Genomic DNA, 20,565 nt, shown 5'->3' on the forward strand with positions numbered 1-20,565 from the left:
CTCCTCCTCATCGCCGCCACGTTCGGCTGTCCGAATGTCTAACAGTGTCCCGTCTCGGGAGCATCGCCCCCGTGCCAGACGAGAACGACATAGCTGCGGGTTCCCCCACAAAGCGGCCACGCGCTCTCGACAGATGAATGTGAGAGGCGTCACCCTGTCACTCATCCACGCGGGGAGGCATGGATGGGCAGGAGCCGCAGAACAATTCCGGAGGAGCTTCTGCTGCTCGCCTTGGACCCGGCCACGGGTACCACGGCGCAGCCGCAGTCGCTCGACCTCGGCCTGGCCGGGGCACAGCTAGTGGAGCTGGCTCTGGCAGGACGGATAGCCCCTGATGGGGATCGTATCGCCGTGGTGATGCCACGGCCGACAGGAGATCCGACTCTGGACTCCGCACTGGAACTGCTGCGCAGGCGCGGCAGCCCGGTACGGGCCGTCCACTGGATCGGCGGACCCCGGCTGGGGCTTCGTCAGATTTACCTCGCGCACCTGGAGCGCTGCGGCATGGTCCATGCCGTCGCGGGACAGATGTGCGGGGTGTTGCCGACGACTCGCTACCAGGCGACGGACACGGAGATCAGCCGGGAGATCCGAGCCCGGCTCGACAGTGCGATCCGCACCGGCGTACCGCCGGACCCGCGGACCGCGGCGCTCGCTGCGCTGGCCCACGCGGTCGGACTCGGCAAGCACCTGTACCCCGGCAACGAGGGGCGCTCGTCCAGGTCCCGGCTTCGGGACCTGATCAGGCACGACCCGATGGGCGGACTCGTGGCGCACGCCGTGATGGACGTCCAGAACGGTGTGGCCGCACAGCCGCGCCGCGACCGCCCACCGGCGCCACAGGCCCGGCCCGCGGCGAGCGGCGTGCCGCTGCAGCCGCGCCGCACGGGTGCGATGGCCCGCGCGGCCGCGCACTGATCCACCCCCGGTGCGGCCCGGACAGATCCCGGGTCCCCCGTTCCACAGCTGCACCGCTCCACAGTTCCACCGCTCCACCACAGCACCGCCACAGCACCGCCACAGCACCGCTGCACCGAGCCGCCAGCGCGCGGGGTGGCGGAGCCGGTCCGCCGGCTCCGTCACCCCGCGCGTCTGTGTTTTCCCTGCCGTTCCCCAGCGGCACCGCCCGCTTCGGTGGCAGTCTGCTGAACATCAGCCACGCAGAGAGACAGCTGCACGACAGAAGAAGGCGGAGGTGCCGTTCACGTGGCGTCCAATGTCAATCCCACCGTCCGACGCCGCCGACTGGGGATGGAGCTGCGCAAGCTCCGCGAGGACAAGGGCATGACGGCCGAACAGGTCGCCGAACGCCTCCTCGTCTCCCAGTCGAAGATCAGCCGACTGGAGAACGGCCGCCGTTCCATCAGCCAGCGCGACGTCCGCGACCTGTGCGACGTGTACGAGGTCGAGGACCGCCGGCTCATCGACTCCCTCATGCAGATGGCGAAGGACTCCCGCCAGCAGGGCTGGTGGCACGCCTTCGGCGACATCCCGTACAGCGTCTACATCGGGCTGGAGACGGACGCCGCCAGCCTGCGCACGTACGAGCCCCTGGTGATCCCGGGGCTGCTGCAGACCACGGAGTACGCCCAGGCCCTCGTCCGCGGCGCGTGGCCGGAGACCGCCCCGGCCGACGTGGACAAGCGCGTCCAGGTCCGCATGCACCGCCAGAAGCGGCTCTCCGAGACCGAGAACAACAATCCGGACCTCGGCCCGCTGCGCCTGTGGGCGGTCATCGACGAGGCGGCGCTGCGCCGGCACGTGGGCGACGCACAGCTGATGATCCGACAGCTTGAGTACTTGATAGAGCAGTCGGAGCAGCCGCACGTCACGGTGCAGGTGATGCCCTTCGAGCTGGGCGCGCACCCCGGCGTGAACGGCCAGTACGCGATCCTGGAGTTCCCGGACGCGTCCGACTCGACGGTCGTCTACATCGAGGGCGTGACGAGCGACCTGTACCTGGAGAAGGCCAACGACGTCCAGAAGTACAGCGTGATGTACGAGCACCTGCGCGCCCAGGCCCTGGGTGTCGACCGGACACGTGAGTTCATCCTGCGCATCATCAACGAATATGCGGACAAAGGCGAATAGTCCTGTGACGGAAGGGGCTGGCGGGCGCGGGGGCGGCACCGTACACCGTCGATCCCCGGCCACAGAAGGCTTGAATGGAATATGCCACTCGGTCGGGTGAATGCTTCCTTCACCCGTCAGGAGCTGCGGGTAGCGTCGATCACGTCAGCCGGAAATGGCCGACAAGACACCGGAACTACTCGCTCACCGGAGAGAAACATGGCTATTCGCCAGGGCGCCAACGACAACTGGGTCAAGTCCTCCTACTCCGCCAACGGCGCCTGCGTCGAGGTCAAGTCCCCCGTCATGGAGGCGATCGCCGTACGCGACTCGAAGGTGCAGGACGGCCCGTCCCTCACCTTCGCGCCCGGCTCGTGGACCTCGTTCGTCACCGACGTCACCGAAGGCCGGCTGGGACGCCTCGCCTGAAGATCACGACGCGTCCCGACCGTCCCGACTGGAGCCCTCTCGACCGGTCCGCCGTCTTGGCCGAGGGGGCTCGGCCATGCCCGCCTCCGGCCCACGGCCCGGCCGGACAGGCGGCCAGGCGGACAGGCGGCCAGGCGGACAGGCGGCCAGCGGGTTCACGCGATCAGGCCGTCAACCGGCCAAGCGGCCCCGCCGGTCAGCGCAACTGGTTGACGTAACGGTCCGTCCCCGGCACCGTCGGGATGAACGGAGCCACGAGCTCCACCCGCCCCAAGCCCGCCTCCGCGACCTCCGCGTCCAGCCCCTGGAAGCGGTCCCAGCAGGTCCGGGGGTCCTCCTCCAGGAACCACAGCAGCGTGAGGCGCGTGTCGACCCCCTCCACCTGCTTGACGTAGGTCATCCGGTCGCCGGGCAGCGGTGTCGGCCGGAAGACGGTGACCATCGCCGCCGGGGAGCCGTGCAGCCGCTTCGGCAGGGCGCGTGAGCGCAGCCACTCCAGCAACTCGGCCCGCTGCCCGGGGCCGTCGGCGTCGATCACCTGCACCACCAGCCCCGCGTACGGGTGGTCGAGCGCATGGTAGTCCCGCGGGCCGGCGGCGCCGTCGCGGTAGACGGTGGCCGCGTGGTCCTGGAAGGCCGTGAAGACGTGGGTGCGGTCCTGGTACACGCGGCCGTCGCGGTTGAGCCGCTTGTTGATGCCGACGGTCCACTTCATGTGCTCGTCGTAGCGGCCCTCGGTGACCCAGTACGTCGATATGTAGCAGCCGGCGGTGACCGGCTGGGCGACGGCCGACTTCTCGGGGTAGCGCAGCTCCTGGAGCTCGCGGGTGGCCACCCAGCGGCGGCCCGCGTACATCCAGGGCATGGCCATGGCGCCGGCGTAGTAGTGGTCGTCCTCGTACCAGCGGTTGTACGCGTACTCGTGGCCCGGGTGCGGCTCCACCATGGTGATCAGCGCATGGCCGGGGCGGACGCCGTACGGGCCGACGGCCGCCAGCGCGGCGTAGTCGTCGACGCGGGTGCCGGTGTCCTGCTGCGGGTCCTGCTCTGCTGTCGTCATGGTAACGGTCTAGCTGATGTGGCGTCAGATGGGGAGGGGGCGGGCGGAGTCGGGGGACGGAGGGCCGGACGTCCACCGGCTGATACATACATGCCGTCTACAACTTTCCCTGGCTACGATGCGCGCACCGTCTCCCGGAGGAGCCCCCGTGCCCGCTGCCGCCCACGTGCCTGCCGCCACCGCTGTCACCGCCCCCACCGCTGTCGCCACCGTCGCCGCACCGCCCGCGTTCGCCGCCCGCGCCACCTCGGTCGAGGGCTCCCCCGTACGCGAGATCCTCGCGCTCACCCAGCGGCCCGGGATCATCTCCTTCGCCGGCGGCCTCCCCGCACCCGAGCTCTTCGACACCGAGGGCCTGCGTGCCGCGTACGACGCCGCCTTCGCGCTGTCGGCGCGCCGCGCGCTCCAGTACTCGACCACCGAGGGCGCGCCGGAGCTGCGCGCCGCGGTCGCGGCGCGGGCCACCGCGCGCGGGCTGCCGACCCGCGCGGACGACGTGGTCGTCACCTCCGGCTCCCAGCAGGCCCTCACCCTCATCACCGCGGCCCTGATCGAGCCGCGCGACGTGGTGCTGGTCGAGAACCCCACCTACCTCGCCGCGCTCCAGTGCTTCGCCCTGGCGGGGGCGCGTGTGGTGGCCGTGCCCTGCGATGACGAGGGCGTGCTGCCGGACGCGCTGGCGGAACTCGTCGCGCGGGAGCGGCCGAAGCTGCTCTACACAATCCCCACCTTCCAGAACCCGACCGGACGCACCCTGCCGGCCGCCCGCCGGGCGGCGGTCGCCCAGGTCGCGGCCCAGCTCGGTCTGTGGCTGGTGGAGGACGACCCGTACGGGGACCTGCGCTACGAGGGCGACGACCTGCCGTGGCTCGCCGCCCACCCGGGCGCGGAGGACCGTACGGCCCTGCTCGGCAGCTTCTCGAAGATCATGGCGCCGGGGCTGCGGCTGGGCTGGCTGCGTGCCCCGGCGGCGCTCCTGCGGGCCGTGGTGGTCGCGAAGCAGGCGGCGGACCTGCACACCTCCACGGTGGACCAGCTGGCCGCGGCGCACTACCTCGCGACGGTCGACCTGGACGCGCACATAGCCACGGTGCGCGGCGCGTACCGGGAGCGGCGCGACGCCCTGCAGGACGCCCTGAGCCGCACCCTGTCGGCGGACTGCGAGTGGAACCTGCCCGAGGGCGGCATGTTCGTGTGGGCCCGGCTCCCGGCGGGCCACGACGCGACGGCCCTGCTGAGCACGGCCGTGGCGCACGGCGTCGCCTTCGTCCCGGGAGCCCCCTTCCACACGGGCGCCCCGGACCCCCGCACGCTGCGCCTGTCCTTCACCACGCACACCCCGAGGGAGATCACCGAGGGGGTCGGCCGTCTCGGCGCGGCCCTGGCGGAGTACGGCACGGCGCTCGCGGAGCACGGCGCGGCGCCCGACGGCGGCCACGGCCGGCCGTGCGAGGCCAGTGCTGGCAGTGCTGTCAGTGCTGTCAGTGCTGGATCCCGACCTTGAGCAGCACGATGAGCAGCCCGAGGAGCAGGTTGACGACGCCGGCGACCACCATCAGGCGGCGGGAGGCGCCTGCGCGTTGGGCGGCCACGGTCGCCCAGCCCACCTGCCCGGCCAGGGCGACCAGGAGCGCCAGCCACACGATGCCCTGCGGCCCCAGGTCGAAGAGCGGGCTGATGGCCACGGCGAGGGCCGGCGGGACCGCCGCCTCGATGATCGGGCGCTCCTCGCGGGAGACGCGGCGGATCACGGTCCAGCTGAGCTGTCCCGCCAGGCGGGCCCCGAAGTGGCGGGCGAAGACGTGCGCCGCCCAGAAGACCACACCGGTGCCCAGGAGCAACAGGATGAGCTGGAGCCGCGGGAACGAGCCGAGCGTCCCGGCGCCGACGACGACGGAGGCGGCGAGCAGGGAGCCGTACACGGCGCCCGCGTAGTCGCCGCGGGCCTTCTCCGGAGCGTCTCCCGGAGCCTCGTACGCATCGTACGAAGCCTCCTCCATGGCCGGCTCCCGAGCCGGCTCCGGGCGGGGCCCCGGGCCTCGCCCGGGGACTGCGGGCCCGGGTCCTGCGCCCTCGGAGCCGGCGCGCTCCGGGCCCCGTTCCGGGCCCGCCCGCCCGGGACCGCCACCCGCGGCCACTATGACGCGGCTCCGGACCGCGCGGTGGCGGTGGGCCACTTGAGCTCGATCTCCATCTCGATCTCCCCGTCGCCGACCTCGACCTCGATCTCGGTACTGAGTTCGTCGGGGACCCGCAGGCTCATCGTGCCGGGGCCGAGTTCCAGTTCGGCGTTGCCGCCGTGCCGCAGCGCCTCCGCGAGGGCGGAGAGCTGATCGGCGGCCTCTAGGCGTGAAAGGGAACTCTTCTGCTCGAACTTGAGGTCCTTCACGGCTGTCTCCTATCCGCTGTCTCCTCTCCGCCACGACCAGCGGGAACAGCGGGATCACCGGGTAAGGCTCATTGTGACGCCGTACCGGAGGTCGGGCATCCCGGGACGCTCCCGCACGCATGCGCCGTCACTGCGGCGTCATCCGGTTGAAGGCGAGCGCGAGGACGTCGCGCCACTGCATCGGGGGACCGGCCGCCGGAGCGCCCGGACGGTCCCTCGGCACCAGTACGCGCAGGGCGCCCGGGCGGATGGAGCAGGTGACGGGCGTGGGCAGGGTCAGGGCCTCGCCGTCGACGGCGACCGGGATGCTCTCCGCTTCCGACCCGATGACGACCTGCCGGGAGGTCAGGACGTGCAGGCCCGCCGCCCGCGCGCCGCGCAGCGCCACGTCGGCCGCCTGGGCGGCGTTGTTCACGCGGATCCCGACGACGCCCAGCACGCCCAGGTCGAGGCGGGCCCGGCGGGCGCCGACGGCCATCGGTTCGGGCGACGAGTAGGGGTTGTTGCTGATCAGGAGCGCCTGCTGGGCTTCCAGGCGCATATCGTCGGTCGCCGCTTCGAGGGTGCCGCCGGCATACCCGAGCAGCAGGTCGGGCAGTGCGCTCAGCGCCGAGTCCGCCTTGGCGTCCCGGTACTCCGGGCGCTGCACGACCTCCGCGTACACGCCGAAGGAGGCCGTGTTCACGAAGGCGCGGCCCCCGACGAAGCCCAGGTCGACCCTGAGCTCCTCGCCGTCCGCCAGCGCGTCCAGGCACCGGGCCGGGTCCTCGCGGTCCAGGCCGAGGTCCATGGCGAAGTGGTTCCTGGTTCCCGCGGAGACCACCAGGAACGGCAGACCGTGCTCGGCCGCCACCTCGGCCACCCGGGCCTGGGTGCCGTCGCCGCCCGCCACCCCGAGCAGGTCCGCCCCCTCGGCCACCGCCCGGCGGGCGATGGCGGCGACGTCCGTGACGACCTCCGGGTCCAGCAGCACCACCCGGGCGCCGAGCGCCTCGCCCTTCTCGACGAGGCCGAAACGGCCGACCTTCCCGCCGCCGGACTTCGGGTTCATGATCAGCACGGGCTGCCGGGGGCGTCCGGCGGCGACCGCCCGCATCCCGGCGGGTGGCCGCGCGGCGCGCAGCGCCGTCCGCGCGCACACCACGGCGGCCGCCCACACCAGGATGGCGGCCAGCGCCGTGGGCCACAGGTCGGCGCGGGCGTAGATGACGAGGATGGCCACGGGCGCGGCCACGGCCAGCACGGCCCCGGCCAGCCGGGCCGGCCCGCGGTGGGCGACCACCCACCAGGTGCCCATGGCGGTGAGCGCCGCGCCGGCCACCCCGACCACGACGACGACCAGCCCGCCGCCCTCGCCGGCCGCCACCAGCACCACCACCGCGCCCAGCGCACAGATCAGCGCCAGCAGAGCGAACAGCCGGGCGCGCGGTGGCACGCCGGCAGGGTGCGAGAGCGACATGGTCCTCACGTCCTGACGACCGGGTCCTGGCACGACGTCCCCACCAGGATGCGTTCCATCCGATCATCCCCCGAACCCCCACCCCCGGCCCGCCGGCACCGACCCCCACAAGCCCGCACATTGCTTCAGCAAGCATCGATCGAGGCCGCCACCAGCAATGAACCGACTACGACTGGCGCGATATGTGCGCTACTGAACAGTAAAGTTGGCCGACTCCAGCCCAGAGTGCAAAAGTACGTTCGATTGGGCCGCGTGGCGGGACACCGGCTTCGGCAAAGGCCGGGTGACGGTGCGGTGGGGGGAGTTCTCGGGGTGGGGTTCGACGAGGAGTGGGGTCGGCTGCGCGCCGACGCCGGCCGGCGACGTGCGCTGTCGGCGCCGTCGGACGAGACGGTCGACGGTCCGGCCGAGGTCGACGCGCCGACGGCAGCACGCGAAGCGGTCATGGAACGGCTGGCGGACTTCCGCGCTCGGCTCGTCCTCGTACCGCTGGACGAGCGTGACGGCCTGTGGACGGCCGGACTCGGCGGCCTGGACTGGATCTGCGCCTTCTCCGACGAGGAGGCCCTGGCCCGGTTCGCCGTGGCCCGCGGAGAGGGCGACCGCGAGTGGACGTACCGCCGTGTCGTCGGTGCGCGGCTGCTCGACGAGGTGGTGCCGGCCCTCGGCTTCCCCTGCGGGGTCGCATGGAACGCGGCGGGGCCGGACGGAATGACGTTCCCGCCGATGCGCGGGATCGTGCCGGATGCGGCGGCACTTGACGGGGAGGCGGCGCAGTGAGCGGGGACGGGGCGGATCTCGATGTCTCGAAGCAGGCACTCGGACAGATCGCAAAGGGAATCACCGACAGCCTGGCGGAACTGAAGGAGCTCGGGTCGGTCGGTGACGCGAGCATGGGCGGCGGCTTCTCCGAGCTGGGGCTGTCCGGGATCGAGACCGGGCACGAGGGCCTGACGTCCACCCTGCACACGTTCTGCGAACGCTGGGGCTGGGGTGTGCGCTCGCTGGTCCAGCAGGGCAACGCCTTCGCCATGAACGTGGGGCTGTCGGCCGGTCTGGTGTACGAGCAGGACCGGTACATCCAGGGGAGTTTCAAAGTCGTGGCGAACGCGGCGCTGGGCAATCCGCACGCGTCCGAGAAGGACGTCATCGACAAGGACTGGGGCGAGGTCCTCTCCGACAATCCGTTCACCCAGATCCGGGACGCGGACTACGACCTGACGGACCTCGGGCGTGCCACGGAGAACGGCAACGAGGCCTGGAAGACCGCGGTCCGGGACGTGAACAGCTCCGGCATCCTGATGCACAACCAACTCCTCGACGCCGTCGGCCTGCGCGACGACATGGACGGGGTGGTCGATGACCTCGTCGGCCGGGCCCCCGAGACGGCCCAGGTCATCGAGGCCCCCGAGCCCCAGCCGGGCGGTGAGGGCCGATGACGGACTGGGGCGGCCTGGTCGACAAGGGCCTCGACAAGATCGAGGCCGGGGTCGATTCCGCGAAGAGGGTCATCGGCCACGGCGTGGACCGGGCCACCGACGAGGTCGGCGGGGCGCTGGACCGTATGGGCGCGCACGGCTGGGCGGACGCGGTCGAGGACTTCGGCGACGGCCTCGCGTCCGGTCTCGGCGCCTCGGTGCGGGAGCACGAACTCGGCGAGAGCGAGCAGGCGGACGAACTGGTCCACGGCAAGCCGTCGGCGATCCGGGCCTCGGCCAAACACCTCACTGATTTCCAGGCCGCCTTCGAACGGGTCGGCCAGGGCATGAAGGCCCTCGACTCCGACCGGTGGAAGGGGCAGGCCGCCGACGCGTTCCGCGAGAAGTTCGCGATGCACCCCGCCGACTGGATGCGCGCTTCGGACGCGTGCGAGTCGGCCGGAGGCGCCCTCACCCGGTACGCGGAGATGGTGGAGTGGGCGCAGAAGCAGGCCCAGGAGGCCATCGCCCTGCACAAGGCCTCGGTGAAGGCGACGAAGGAGGCTCACGAGGCGCACGTCGCGAAGGAGGACGCCTACGTCGCCGCCGCGAAGGCGGGCGGCGATCCGGGCCCGAAGCCGGTGGAGGGCGCCGACCCGGGCGCGGCGGGCCGCAAGCGCGCCAAGGAGATCCTCGACGAGGCGCGCAGGCAGCGCGACGAAGCCGCCACGACGGCCGAGCACAGCCTCAGGGCCGCCATGGAGCACGCTCCGGCCGAGCCTCCTGCGACTGACCGGCTGCTGGCCGGGATCGCCGACTACGCGGGCTCGGAGGCGGTCGAGCTCAACCACTTCGTCGGCGGTGTGGCCAAGGGCGCGGCGGGAACGCTGAACTTCGCACGCGGCCTGAACCCCATCGACTTCTACAACGTGACCCACCCGGCCGACTACCAGCAGAACGTCAACATGACGCTGGCGGGTCTCGTCTCGACGGCGTCCCACCCCGAACGCATCCCCGGTCCGATGATCGACAGCTACATGGCGGACCCCAGCGAGTTCAAGGGCCGCCTCCTCCCGGATCTCCTCGGGACGAAGGGCTTCACCGGGGCCCGGACGGCGATGCGGTTCGCCGACAACGCGGCGGGCCGGGCGGCGAGCCAAGAGGCCGCGCGCGCCACCGCCAGGGCCGAAGCCGAGGCGGCTGCTCGCGCCAAGGCCCGACTCAAATGCGATGGCGACCCGGTCGACGTGGCGACCGGCCGCATGGTCCTGCCGCAGACCGACCTGGTCCTTCCCGGCTCGCTGCCGCTGGTCTTCAGCCGGACCTTCGAGTCCTCGTACCGGGCAGGACGCTGGTTCGGCCCGTCCTGGGCGTCCACCGCCGACCAGCGTCTGGAGATCGACGAGGAAGGCGTGATCCTCGTCCGCGAGGACGGAAGCCTGCTCGTCTACTCGCACCCCGAGCCGGGGGTGCCCGTACTGCCCGGCCACGGACAGCAGTGGCCGCTCGTACTCGACGCGGACGGCGGGTACACCGTCACGGACCCCGAGTCCGGCCACGCACGCCACTTCACGGCCGAGGGGCTCCTGACCCAACTCGACGACCGCAACGGCGCCTGGATCGCCTTCGAGTACGACGAGGCGGGTACCCCGACCGCCGTGTCGCACAGCGGCGGCTACGAGATCCGCCTGACCTCTTCCGAAGGCCGAATAACCGGCCTGGCTCTCGCCGACGGCACCGAAGTACTGCGCTACGGGTACACGGACGGTCACCTCACCCGGGTCACCAACTCCTCCGGACGTCCCCTCCGCTTCGGCTACGACGACCTCGGCCGGATCACCTCCTGGACCGACACCAACGGCCGCCACTTCGACTACGTCTACGACGAGCGGCACCGCTGCGTTGCCCAGTCCGGCGCCAACGGCCACCTGAACGTCCGCTTCGCCTACGGGGACGGCTTCACCACTTACACCGATTCCATCGGTCACGAGACCCGGTACCTGGTCGACGACCGTGCGCAGATCGCGGCGGAGACCGACCCTGCGGGCGCGACGACCCACTACACCCACGACGCGTACGACCGCCTGCTGACCCGTACGGATCCGCTGGGCCATACGACCCGCTACGTGTACGACAAACAGGGCCGTCTCACATCGCTGTTCCGGCCGGACGGCCGCGAGGTGCGTACGGAGTACGACGCGCTCGGCATGCCTCTGGCGGTGATCCGGCCGGACGGTCGCGTCACGCGCATGACGTACGACGCCCACGGCAACCGAACGTCCGCGACCGCCCCGTTCGGAGCCACCCACCACTTCGCCTACGACACACGCGGGCACCTGGCCTCGGTGACGGACCCTCTGGGTGCGGTCACGACGGTGCGCTGCGACGCGGCCGGCCTGCCCCTGGAGATCACCGATCCGCTGGGCGGGACGACCCGCTACACGCGCGACGCATTCGGCCGTCCGACCGCCGTCACCGACCCCCTCGGCCAGACCACCGTCCTGACGTGGAGCGTGGAGGGCCGGCTGCTCCGCCGCGAGATGCCCGACGGCAGCACGGAGTCCTGGACGTACGACGGTGAGGGCAACTGCACCGCCCACACCGACCCGATCGGCGGGGTGACGCTCTCCGAGTACGGCGACTTCGACCTCCTCACGTCCCGGACCGGCCCGGACGGCGTCCGCTACTCCTTCGCCCACGACACCGAACTCCGCCTCACCCAAGTCACCAACCCCCAGGGCCTGACCTGGACCTACGCCTACGACCAGGCGGGGCGGCTCGCCCAGGAGACGGACTTCGACGACCGTACGCTGACCTACGGCTACGACGCCGCCGGCCGCCTGACATCCCGTACGAACGCCTGTGGTGCCACGACGACCTACCGGCACGACGCCCTCTCCCATCTCCTCAGGAAGGAGACGGCGGACGGAATCACCTCATACGAGTACGACGTCTTCGACGAGCTCGCCCGAGCCGTCTCGCCGGACGGCACCACGCTGTCCCTGGAGCGGGACCGGTACGGCCGTCTCGTCTCGGAGACGGTCGACGGTCGGACGCTGGCGTACGCCTACGACGCCGCGGGCCGCCGGGCCCGCCGTACCACCCCCTCCGGGGCCGTCTCGGCATGGACGTACGACGCGGCGGGCCGCCGCAGCGCCCTCAGCGCATCGGGCCGCACCCTCACCTTCGAGCGGGACGCGGCCGGCCGGGAGCTGACCCGCAGCATCGGCGCGGACGTCGGCCTTGTGCATGCGTACGACCCCGCCGGACGCCTCACCGACCAGCGGCTGGTGGGCCAGGACGGCCGCACGCTCCAGCGCCGCGGCTACAGCTACCGCGCCGACGGGGCCCTGACGGCGATCGACGACGCCCTCGCCGGCCCGCGTACCTTCACCCTGGACGCGGCGGCCCGCGTCACCGGGGTCGACGCCGCCAACTGGTCCGAGCGCTACGCCTACGACGACTGCGGCAACCAGACGGCCGCGGCCTGGCCGGACCGCCACCCGGGCGCGGAAGCACGGGGCGACCGCGCGTACACCGGCACCCGGATCACCCGCGCCGGCGCGATCCGCTACGAACACGACGCCCTGGGCCGGATCATCCTCCGCCAGAAGACCCGCCTCTCCCGCAAGCCGGACACCTGGCACTACGAGTGGGACGCGGAAGACCGCCTGACCGGGGTCACCACCCCCGACGGCATGCGCTGGCGCTACCGCTACGACGCCCTGTCGCGCCGCGCGGCGAAGCAGCGCCTCACCCCCACCGGCGAGGTGGCGGAGGAAGTCCTCTTCACGTGGGACGGCACCACCCTCTGCGAGCAGCGGGAGGGCCCGGTCACCCTCACGTGGACCCACCACGGCCTGCACCCCCTCACCCAGGCGGAGCGCGTCCTCGGCACGACCGACGACCGCTTCTTCGCCATCGTCACGGACCTGATCGGCACCCCGCAGGAGCTGGTCGACGAGTCGGGCGAGATCGCCTGGCGCGCCCGCTCCACCCTCTGGGGTTCCACCACCTGGACCCGCGACGCGACGGCCTACACCCCGCTCCGTTTCCCCGGCCAGTACTTCGACCCCGAGTCGGGCCTCCACCACAACTACTTCCGCACGTACGACCCGGAAACGGCCCGCTACCTCACCCCGGACCCCCTGGGCCTCACCCCGGCCCCGAACCCGGCCACCTACGTCAAGAACCCCCACACGTGGTCGGACCCCCTGGGCCTGGCGCCGGACGGGTGCCCTGACGCCAACGAGAGCGGCACTACCGAGACAGTCCAGATCTTCCGCAACGTCGACGCAGACGAATTCGACGCCATTGCATTGACGGAGCGGTTCGGAACGGGCGCCGGCCAAATGGAAGGCAAGTGGTTCGCCACCCAGGGAGAACACGCCGATCGCTGGGGCGAACTACTCAACGGCGGCGCTGGCCTCACCATCGCCGCTAGGATCCCCAAATCGCTGGCTGACCAGTTGCACTTCCACGAAGGGAAGCTCGATGGCGTCGGGCCCGGATACTACGCCGACGGGGAACAGCTGGCGCAGATCAACGAGATGATGGACAAGATCAGGTTGTGGCCATGATGAAGAAGATCGAAGATCCGGCGGCTGAGGCAGTGGTGTCCTGGCGCTCGGCCGAAGAAGGGGGGCGACGGTCCGGGCCTCCGACTGCCCCCGTGTATGCGGCAACGGCGGTGTTCGTCCTTGGCAAGGACGAGGAACTGCAGCCAGGCTGGCCTTCCTCTGCCAACCAGCTGAGCGTCCTGTTGGAGGAGACCTCCGTGCGTGAGGACGGTTCTCGGGTGTGCAAGGTCGACTTCCTGGTGCGCGACCTCGCGACTCCGCACCTGGTTCCGGGCGGCGAGATGCTGGTCATGGAGGGGCCTCGGGTCGTGGCATCGGCTTTTATCACCGCCGTGCACGTCCGCGGTTGAATGGGCAGGATTCTCCTTCCGCACCCCTTGGGGGGAACGTGGATTACGGAAGGCGCTGGAGGCCGCCTCGGGCGGCGCGCTGACCCCGTCCGCGCTGGAGGCCACTACCGGGACCCTTTCGGACGTGGTGCCGTAACCGCGGGTCCGGGCCGGGGCTCGTTGCCGCAATCAGAGCGTCGTGGCCCTTCCCATAGAAGCAGCCGGACTTTAGCCTGACGCACCGTCAGATGTGGTCGCGCCCGCCTGGAGGTACGTCGTGCTGTTGCGAGGGAAGACCGTCATCGTCTCCGGCGTCGGGGCCGGGCTCGGGCATCAGGTGGCCGCCGCCGTCGTGCGGGACGGCGGGAACGCCGTGCTCGGGGCGCGGACCGAGGCGAACCTCGCCAAGTCCGCCGCCGAGATCGACCCCGACGGCACCCACACCGCCCACCTGGCCACCGACATCGGCGACGAGACGCAGTGCGAGGCCCTCGCCGCCCTCGCGCGGGAGCGGTTCGGGGGCGTCGACGCCGTCGTGCACGTCGCCGCCTGGGACTCGTACTTCGGCGGGCTGGAGGACGCCGACTTCGGGACCTGGCAGCAGATCATCGACGTCAACCTGCTGGGCACCCTGCGCATGACCCGCGCCTGCCTCCCCTCCCTCAAGGAGAACGGCGGGGCCGTCGTGATCATCGGGACGCAGTCCGCCGTCGCCGCGCCCAACGAGGTCCAGCAGGCCGCCTACGCCGCCTCCAAGGGGGCCCTCACCTCCGCCATGTACTCCATGGCCCGCGAGCTCGGCCCGCACCGGATCCGCGTCAACACCGTGCTGCCCGGCTGGATGTGGGGCCCGCCCGTACAGGCCTTCGTGACCTTCACCGCCCACACGGAAGGCGTCCCCGAGGCCGAGGTGCACGCCCGCCTGACCGAGCGCATGGCCCTGCCCGACCTCGCCACCGACGGGGACGTCGCCGACGCCGCCGTCTTCCTCGCCTCCGACCGCGCCCGGGCGATTACCGGCCAATCGTTGCTGGTCAACGCCGGTGAGCTGATGAGATGACGGACTCCACCGCCGCGTCCGCGGATCGTATGCTCACCACATGACCACTCCGAGTGACGCTCCGACCGATAACGCGATGCGCCGCGCGCTGCGACGGGCCCGAGACGGCGTCGCGCTCGACGCGGCCGAGGCGGCCGTACTGCTCCAGGCGCGCGGCGAGGCCCTGACCGACCTCGCCGCCTCCGCCGCTCGCGTCAGGGACGCCGGGCTCGCCGCCGCCGGGCGGCCCGGTGTCATCACGTACTCGCGCAAGGTCTTCATCCCCCTCACCCGCCTCTGCCGCGACAAGTGCCACTACTGCACCTTCGTCACCGTCCCCGGCAAGCTCCGCCGGGACGGCCACGGCATGTACCTGTCCCCCGACGAGGTCCTCGACATCGCGCGCAAGGGTGCGGCGATGGGCTGCAAGGAGGCCCTCTTCACCCTCGGCGACCGCCCCGAGGACCGCTGGCCCGAGGCCCGTGAGTGGCTCGACGCGCACGGCTACGACGACACCCTCGCCTACGTCCGCGCCATGGCGATCCGGGTCCTGGAGGAGACGGGGCTGCTGCCGCACCTCAACCCCGGCGTCATGTCGTGGTCCGAGCTCCAGCGCCTGAAGCCCGTCGCCCCGTCCATGGGCATGATGCTGGAGACCACCGCCACCCGCCTGTGGTCGGAGCCGGGCGGCCCCCACCACGGCTCCCCCGACAAGGAACCGGCCGTACGGCTGCGGGTGCTGGAGGACGCGGGCCGCTCCAACGTCCCCTTCACCACCGGCGTCCTGATCGGCATCGGCGAGTCCTACGAGGAGCGGGCCGAGGCCTTCTTCGAGCTGCGCCGCATCCAGCGCAGCTACCACGGCATCCAGGAAGTCATCGTCCAGAACTTCCGCGCGAAGCCGGACACCGCCATGCGCGGCATGCCGGACGCGGAGCTGGAGGAGCTGGCGGCGGCCATCGCCGTCGCCCGCCACATCCTGGGGCCGAGCGCCCGTATCCAGGCCCCGCCGAACCTGGTGGACGCCGAGTACGCCCTGCTCATCGGCGCGGGCATCGACGACTGGGGCGGCGTCTCCCCGCTGACCCCCGACCACGTCAACCCCGAGCGCCCCTGGCCGCACATCGAGGAGCTGGCCGCGCGGACCGCGGCCGCCGGCTTCGAGCTGCGCGAACGCCTCACCATCTACCCGGAGTTCCTCCAGCGCGGCGAGCCCTGGCTGGACCCGCGGCTGCTGCCGCACGTACGGGCGCTGGCCGACGCGGAGACCGGCCTGGCGGACGAGTCCGCGGCCGTCGAGGGCCGGCCCTGGCAGGAGCCCGACGAGGGCTTCGCCGCGTACGGGCGCACCGGCACCGGGCGCACGGACCTGCACACCGCCATCGACACCGAGGGCCGCACCACCGACCGGCGCGAGGACTTCGACCACGTCTACGGCGACTGGGAGGCCCTGCGCGAGGCGGCCGCGCCCGGCATGGTGCCCGAGCGCATCGACACCGACGTACGGGCCGCCCTGGCGCAGGCCGCCGACGACCCGGAGAAGCTGACCGACGCGCAGGCGCTCGCGCTGCTGCACGCGGACGGGCCGGCCCTCGACGCCCTGTGCCGGATCGCGGACGACCTGCGCAAGTCGGTCGTCGGGGACGACGTCACCTACATCGTCACGCGGAACATCAACTTCACCAACGTCTGCTACACCGGCTGCCGTTTCTGCGCCTTCGCCCAGCGCCGTACGGACGCCGACGCCTACACCCTCTCCCTCGACCAGGTCGCCGACCGGGCCGCCCAGGCCTGGGAGGTCGGCGCGGTCGAGGTGTGCATGCAGGGCGGCATCCACCCCGACCTGCCGGGGACCGCGTACTTCGACATCGCGCGGGCGGTCAAGCAGCGGGTGCCGGGCATGCACGTGCACGCCTTCTCGCCGATGGAGGTCGTCAACGGCGCGACCCGCACGGGCATGTCCGTACGGGACTGGCTGACGGCCGCCAAGGAGGCCGGTCTGGACTCGATTCCGGGGACGGCGGCGGAGATCCTGGACGACGAGGTCCGCTGGGTCCTGACCAAGGGCAAGCTGCCGACGGCGGACTGGATCGACGTCGTCACCACCGCGCACGAGCTGGGGATCCGCTCCTCCTCCACGATGATGTACGGGCACGTGGACCAGCCCCGGCACTGGCTCGGCCACTTCCGCACGCTCGCGCGGATCCAGCAGGAGACGGGCGGCTTCACGGAGTTCGTCACGCTCCCCTTCATCCACACCAACGCGCCCGTGTACCTGGCGGGCATCGCGCGTCCCGGCCCGACGGTCCGCGACAACCGCGCGGTGACGGCGATGGCCCGCCTGCTGCTGCACCCGCACATCCCCAACATCCAGACCAGCTGGGTGAAGCTGGGCGCCGAGGGCGCGGCGGAGATGCTCCGGTCGGGTGCGAACGACCTGGGCGGGACGCTGATGGAGGAGACCATCTCCCGCATGGCGGGGTCGAGTTACGGATCGTACAAGTCGGTGCAGGACCTGGTGGCGGTCGCAGAGGCGGCGGGCCGTCCGGCGAAGCCCCGTACGACGCTGTACGGGGAGGTGCCCGAGGAGCGGCAGCAGGCGGCCCGCGCATCGGACGGGCACCTGCCGGAGCTGCTGCCGGTCCTGGACTGAGCGCGGCGGAGGGGGTCCGTGGCGCGGTCCCCCTCCCCGCCGTCGCTCAGCCGACGAGGAGGTCCTTCTTCAGCTGCTTCAGCTCGGGGGCGTCGATGCCGAGCCCGTCCTTGAGGTAGCGGTCGAAGGAGCCGTAGGTGGCCTCGACCTCGTCGTAGCCGGCGTTGAGGTATTCGGGGCGCACGTCGAGCAGCGGCTTGTAGACGGCGGCCTGCCGGGCGGGCAGGTGCGAGAGGATCGCGTCGTTGGCGGCCTTGCGGTAGTCGTTGCTGGCCAGGTAGTCGGCCTCGACGGTCTCGCGGGGCACGCCGAGGGCGGTCAGCAGGGTGGCGCCCGCCCAGCCGGTGCGGTCCTTGCCGGCGGTGCAGTGGAAGAGGACGGAGCGGGCGCGGTCGTGGCCGCGGTCGCGGTCTCGCTCGATGCCTTCGAAGACCTGCGCGTACGCCTTCCTGCCGCCCTCGCCGGAGACCATCGCCCTTTCGGCGTCGACCATGGCCTTGACGGCCTCGTCGGGGGTCCGGGGCATGGTCTGGAAGGATCCGGAGCCCGCGAAGACGTCGGCGACGACGTAGGTGGCGCCGGCCGGGACCTTGTCGGCGTCCTTGGTGCGCTCGTCCTCCATGCGCAGGTCGAAGACGGTACGGACGTGCAGGCGCCGGAGCTTGGCGAGGTCGTTCGGGGTCAGCTTGGCGAGGGCGTCCGAGCGGTAGACCTCGCCCATCCGGACCCACTGGCCGGTGGTGGTGCGGTAGCCGCCGGCGTCACGGAAGTTGGTGGTGCCGTCGAGCTTGATCAGGCGGTCGGCGAGGCGCAGGCCCTGGCCGTGCTGCGGCGTGAAGTCGAACCACTGGCGGTCGGCGGCGGGCAGGCCCGTGACCACGGCCCGGCCCTGGGCGCCGCCCTTGGCGACGACCTTGCCGTTCGCCTTGACCTCGACCGCTTGCTGCCCGGGGCCTTCCACGCGAGGACGAAGGAGCCGTCGGCCCCGGCGGTGACGGTGGCCTCGGTGAACGGGACGGCGGAACGGTCGCGGGCGTTGGCGGCGGGGGCCGCGATCAGGGTGGCGGTGAGCGCGGAGGCGACGACGGTCGCGGCGAGGAGAGCCTTCTTCATGCGGTCGAGGCTGGGCGGCGGTGGCGAACGTCGCATGAACGAGGCGTGGCCGGTGTGGCAAAACGTGCCATCAGCCAGGCGGCGGCCGGAACTGTTCACTCGGCGGACCGCTTCCGGATCCGATCGAACCTGTCCACTACAGTGCGGATTTCGTATGCTCGGCGGCCACGGGTAGGGGGACGACGTGATCGGTACGAACGACACCACGACCGGCAACACCCACGCACCACAGCCAGCCGGAACACCCGGCCCGGCCGCCCCCTCGGGTCAGCCAGCCCCAACACCCCCTCCCACCCCAGCCAACCCGGCCGCAGGCCGAGGCACGGCAGCCACCGCCCCCGGCGCAGCCAACCCGGCCGGAGGCCAGGGGCAGGCGGGCCCCGGCCCGACGGCGGCCGCACCGCACGGCCGGGCCGGAGGCCGAGACACGGCAGCCACCGCCCCCGGCGCGGTAGCCCCGGCCGCACGCCAGATGCAGGCGGGCCCCGGCCCGACCGGCGCAGCCAACCCGGCAGGAGGCCAGGGGCAGGCGGGCCCCGGTCCGACCGGCGCAGCCAACCCGGCCGCAGGCCAAGAACACTCGGGCCCCGGCCCGACCGGCGCAGCCAACCCGGCAGGAGGCCAGGGGCAGGCGGGCCCCGGCCCGACCCGTGCAGCCAACCCGGCCGGAGGCCAGGGGCAGACGGCCCCCGGCCCGACCGGCGCAGCCAACCCGGCCGCAGGCCAAGGACAGGCGGGCCCCGGCCCGACGGCGGCCGCACCGCACGGCCCGGCCGGAGGCCGAGGGGTGGCCGCAGCGCAGAACCCCGCCGACCCCGCCGGAGGCAGGACGCTCGGGCGGGGGATCGTCACCGGCCTCTGGGGGCGGATCGAGCAGCAGGACTTCCGCAGCCGCATCCGCGGCACGCTCCTCGGCGCGGCCCTCGGCGACGCCCTCGGCGCGCCCCTCACCGGCCTCTCCCTCCACGCCATTCGCGAGACGCACGGCCCCGACGGCCTGACCGGCCCCGCCGCCGCGCACGGCCGCCGCGGCCGGATCACCGCCGCCACCCAGCTCACCCTCTTCACCGTGGACGGGCTGATACGGGCCCACGTACGCCGGGACACCGGCGCCTGGCACCCGCCCACCGACGTCCACCGCGCGTACCGCCGCTGGGCGGCGACCCAGCACGACTGGGGCCCCGACGAGCGCCGCGAGGACAACGGCTGGCTCGCGCAGCAGGAGTGGCTCTACGCCCGCCGCGACCCCGACCGCGCCTGCCTGACCGGCTTCGGCGACGACGTCCTCGCCACCCTCGACCAGCCCAAGAATCCGGCCGCCCGCGGCGCGGCCGCCGCCGCCCGCTCGGCCCCCTTCGGGCTGCTGGTCGGCTGGGAGCCCGCCCTCGTCCTCCAGCTCAGCGTCGAGTGCGCCGCGCAGAGCCACGGCCATCCCACCGCGCACCTCTCGGCCGGCGCGCTCGCCGTCATCGTCCACGGCCTGATCCGCGGCGACTCCCTCGACGCCGCAGTCCAGCGCACGCTGGGACTGCTGGGGGCCCGCCCCGGACACCAGCCCGTCACCGACGCCCTCCAGCGCGCCATGTCGGCTGTCACCCAGGGCCCGCCCGGCCCGGACACCGTCGAGGCGCTCTCCCCCGGCAAGACCGCCCCCGGCGAAGCCGGGCCCGACGAAGCCGCGCCCGACGCCTCGCACGCCCTCGCCGTCGCCGTCTACTGCGCCCTCGTCGCCGAGGACGTCGCCCACGGCCTGCGCCTCGCCGTCAACCACGGCGGCGACTCCGCCGCCGCCGGCACCCTCTGCGGGGCCCTGCTCGGCGCGCTCCACGGCGAAACCGCCCTGCCGCCCGCCTGGCTCGCGGAGCTCGAAGGCCGGGCCACGCTCCTCGAACTGTGCGACGACTTCGCACTGGAGATGACCCAGGGCCCGACCCTCCACAACCCCTCGGCCTCCTCCCCCGGCTGGCTGGCCCGCTACCCGCGCGGCTGACGTCGTACCCCCACCACCTGACGCCCCCTCAACAAT

General features: G+C 72.4%; 16 protein-coding genes. 11 read left to right on the top strand and 5 right to left on the bottom strand.

What is annotated here, in order from left to right; genetic code table 11:
* The first annotated feature begins 183 nt into the window (after positions 1–183).
* The 3 genes from IG86_RS0120160 to IG86_RS0120170 all read left to right on the top strand — a co-directional run bounded on the left by IG86_RS0120160 (position 184) and on the right by IG86_RS0120170 (position 2,499).
* Positions 184–918 carry a GOLPH3/VPS74 family protein gene (locus IG86_RS0120160; protein ID WP_030827141.1) on the top strand — a complete coding sequence of 245 codons (735 nt, stop codon included), beginning with the start codon at positions 184–186 and terminating at the stop codon, positions 916–918.
* Between the two features lie 288 nt (positions 919–1,206).
* Positions 1,207–2,091, top strand: a complete 885-nt coding sequence (locus IG86_RS0120165; RefSeq protein ID WP_030649081.1) for a helix-turn-helix domain-containing protein — start codon at positions 1,207–1,209, stop codon at positions 2,089–2,091.
* 198 nt (positions 2,092–2,289) lie between these two features.
* Positions 2,290–2,499, top strand: a complete 210-nt coding sequence (locus IG86_RS0120170; protein WP_030029643.1) for a DUF397 domain-containing protein — start codon at positions 2,290–2,292, stop codon at positions 2,497–2,499.
* 196 nt (positions 2,500–2,695) lie between these two features.
* Here the strand turns inward: IG86_RS0120170 and IG86_RS0120175 are convergent, their stop codons facing one another.
* Positions 2,696–3,559: a hypothetical protein gene (locus tag IG86_RS0120175; RefSeq protein ID WP_030827139.1), complete on the bottom strand. Its 864-nt coding sequence runs from the start codon at positions 3,557–3,559 to the stop codon at positions 2,696–2,698.
* Between the two features lie 148 nt (positions 3,560–3,707).
* On the opposite strand from IG86_RS0120175, the gene IG86_RS0120180 reads away from it, so the two are divergent.
* Entirely contained in the window at positions 3,708–5,063 is a 1,356-nt protein-coding gene (locus IG86_RS0120180; RefSeq protein ID WP_244305953.1) for an aminotransferase-like domain-containing protein, read from the top strand.
* Here IG86_RS0120180 and IG86_RS0120185 read toward each other — a convergent pair.
* The 3 genes from IG86_RS0120185 to IG86_RS0120195 all read right to left on the bottom strand — a co-directional run bounded on the left by IG86_RS0120185 (position 5,041) and on the right by IG86_RS0120195 (position 7,407).
* Positions 5,041–5,559 carry a hypothetical protein gene (locus IG86_RS0120185; RefSeq protein WP_030898471.1) on the bottom strand — a complete coding sequence of 173 codons (519 nt, stop codon included), beginning with the start codon at positions 5,557–5,559 and terminating at the stop codon, positions 5,041–5,043. The two genes, IG86_RS0120180 and IG86_RS0120185, sit on opposite strands and share 23 nt — an antisense overlap.
* Positions 5,560–5,696: 137 nt before the next feature.
* The gene (locus IG86_RS0120190; protein WP_030898475.1) at positions 5,697–5,948 is read right to left on the bottom strand and encodes an amphi-Trp domain-containing protein; all 252 of its coding nucleotides are present in this window, start codon (positions 5,946–5,948) and stop codon (positions 5,697–5,699) included.
* Positions 5,949–6,075: 127 nt separating this feature from the next.
* A complete protein-coding gene (locus IG86_RS0120195) occupies positions 6,076–7,407 on the bottom strand; it encodes a diacylglycerol/lipid kinase family protein (RefSeq protein ID WP_030827130.1) in 1,332 nt (443 codons plus the stop codon).
* 312 nt (positions 7,408–7,719) lie between these two features.
* Here IG86_RS0120195 and IG86_RS0120200 point away from each other — a divergent pair, with 312 nt between their 5' ends.
* From IG86_RS0120200 to IG86_RS0120225, 6 genes are all read left to right on the top strand, one after another.
* Positions 7,720–8,187, top strand: coding sequence for a hypothetical protein (locus IG86_RS0120200; protein ID WP_063761548.1), 468 nt, complete (start codon positions 7,720–7,722; stop codon positions 8,185–8,187).
* A complete protein-coding gene (locus IG86_RS0120205) occupies positions 8,184–8,846 on the top strand; it encodes a hypothetical protein (protein WP_030898480.1) in 663 nt (220 codons plus the stop codon). Before IG86_RS0120200 ends, IG86_RS0120205 begins: the two co-directional genes overlap by 4 nt.
* On the top strand, positions 8,843–13,405 hold the full coding sequence (locus tag IG86_RS0120210; protein WP_078905962.1) for a putative T7SS-secreted protein: 4,563 nt from the start codon (positions 8,843–8,845) through the stop codon (positions 13,403–13,405). Before IG86_RS0120205 ends, IG86_RS0120210 begins: the two co-directional genes overlap by 4 nt.
* Entirely contained in the window at positions 13,402–13,755 is a 354-nt protein-coding gene (locus tag IG86_RS0120215; protein ID WP_030827118.1) for a hypothetical protein, read from the top strand. The genes IG86_RS0120210 and IG86_RS0120215 overlap by 4 nt, the downstream gene beginning before the upstream one ends.
* Before the next feature lie 256 nt (positions 13,756–14,011).
* Positions 14,012–14,794 (top strand): SDR family oxidoreductase, encoded by a 783-nt coding sequence (locus IG86_RS0120220; protein ID WP_030827116.1) that lies wholly within the window; start codon positions 14,012–14,014, stop codon positions 14,792–14,794.
* 40 nt (positions 14,795–14,834) lie between these two features.
* Positions 14,835–17,426, top strand: coding sequence for a bifunctional FO biosynthesis protein CofGH (locus IG86_RS0120225; protein ID WP_030827114.1), 2,592 nt, complete (start codon positions 14,835–14,837; stop codon positions 17,424–17,426).
* Between the two features lie 46 nt (positions 17,427–17,472).
* On the opposite strand, the gene IG86_RS38880 is transcribed toward IG86_RS0120225, so the two are convergent.
* Positions 17,473–18,387: a tyrosine-protein phosphatase gene (locus IG86_RS38880; protein WP_051785293.1), complete on the bottom strand. Its 915-nt coding sequence runs from the start codon at positions 18,385–18,387 to the stop codon at positions 17,473–17,475.
* Positions 18,388–19,383: 996 nt separating this feature from the next.
* On the opposite strand from IG86_RS38880, the gene IG86_RS0120235 reads away from it, so the two are divergent.
* Positions 19,384–20,529, top strand: a complete 1,146-nt coding sequence (locus IG86_RS0120235; protein ID WP_030827108.1) for an ADP-ribosylglycohydrolase family protein — start codon at positions 19,384–19,386, stop codon at positions 20,527–20,529.
* The last annotated feature ends 36 nt before the right edge of the window (positions 20,530–20,565 follow it).

It is taken from the genome of Streptomyces virginiae, from assembly GCF_000720455.1.
Classification (GTDB): Bacteria; Actinomycetota; Actinomycetes; order Streptomycetales; family Streptomycetaceae; genus Streptomyces; species Streptomyces virginiae.

Coding starts and splice junctions, on each gene's coding strand:
- IG86_RS0120215 (WP_030827118.1), top strand. CDS start 13,402: ATGATGAAGAAGATCGAAGATCCGGCGGCTGAGGCAGTGGTGTCCTGG.
- IG86_RS0120160 (WP_030827141.1), top strand. CDS start 184: ATGGGCAGGAGCCGCAGAACAATTCCGGAGGAGCTTCTGCTGCTCGCC.
- IG86_RS0120210 (WP_078905962.1), top strand. CDS start 8,843: ATGACGGACTGGGGCGGCCTGGTCGACAAGGGCCTCGACAAGATCGAG.
- IG86_RS0120170 (WP_030029643.1), top strand. CDS start 2,290: ATGGCTATTCGCCAGGGCGCCAACGACAACTGGGTCAAGTCCTCCTAC.
- IG86_RS0120175 (WP_030827139.1), bottom strand. CDS start 3,559: ATGACGACAGCAGAGCAGGACCCGCAGCAGGACACCGGCACCCGCGTC.
- IG86_RS0120195 (WP_030827130.1), bottom strand. CDS start 7,407: ATGTCGCTCTCGCACCCTGCCGGCGTGCCACCGCGCGCCCGGCTGTTC.
- IG86_RS0120225 (WP_030827114.1), top strand. CDS start 14,835: ATGACCACTCCGAGTGACGCTCCGACCGATAACGCGATGCGCCGCGCG.
- IG86_RS0120185 (WP_030898471.1), bottom strand. CDS start 5,559: ATGGAGGAGGCTTCGTACGATGCGTACGAGGCTCCGGGAGACGCTCCG.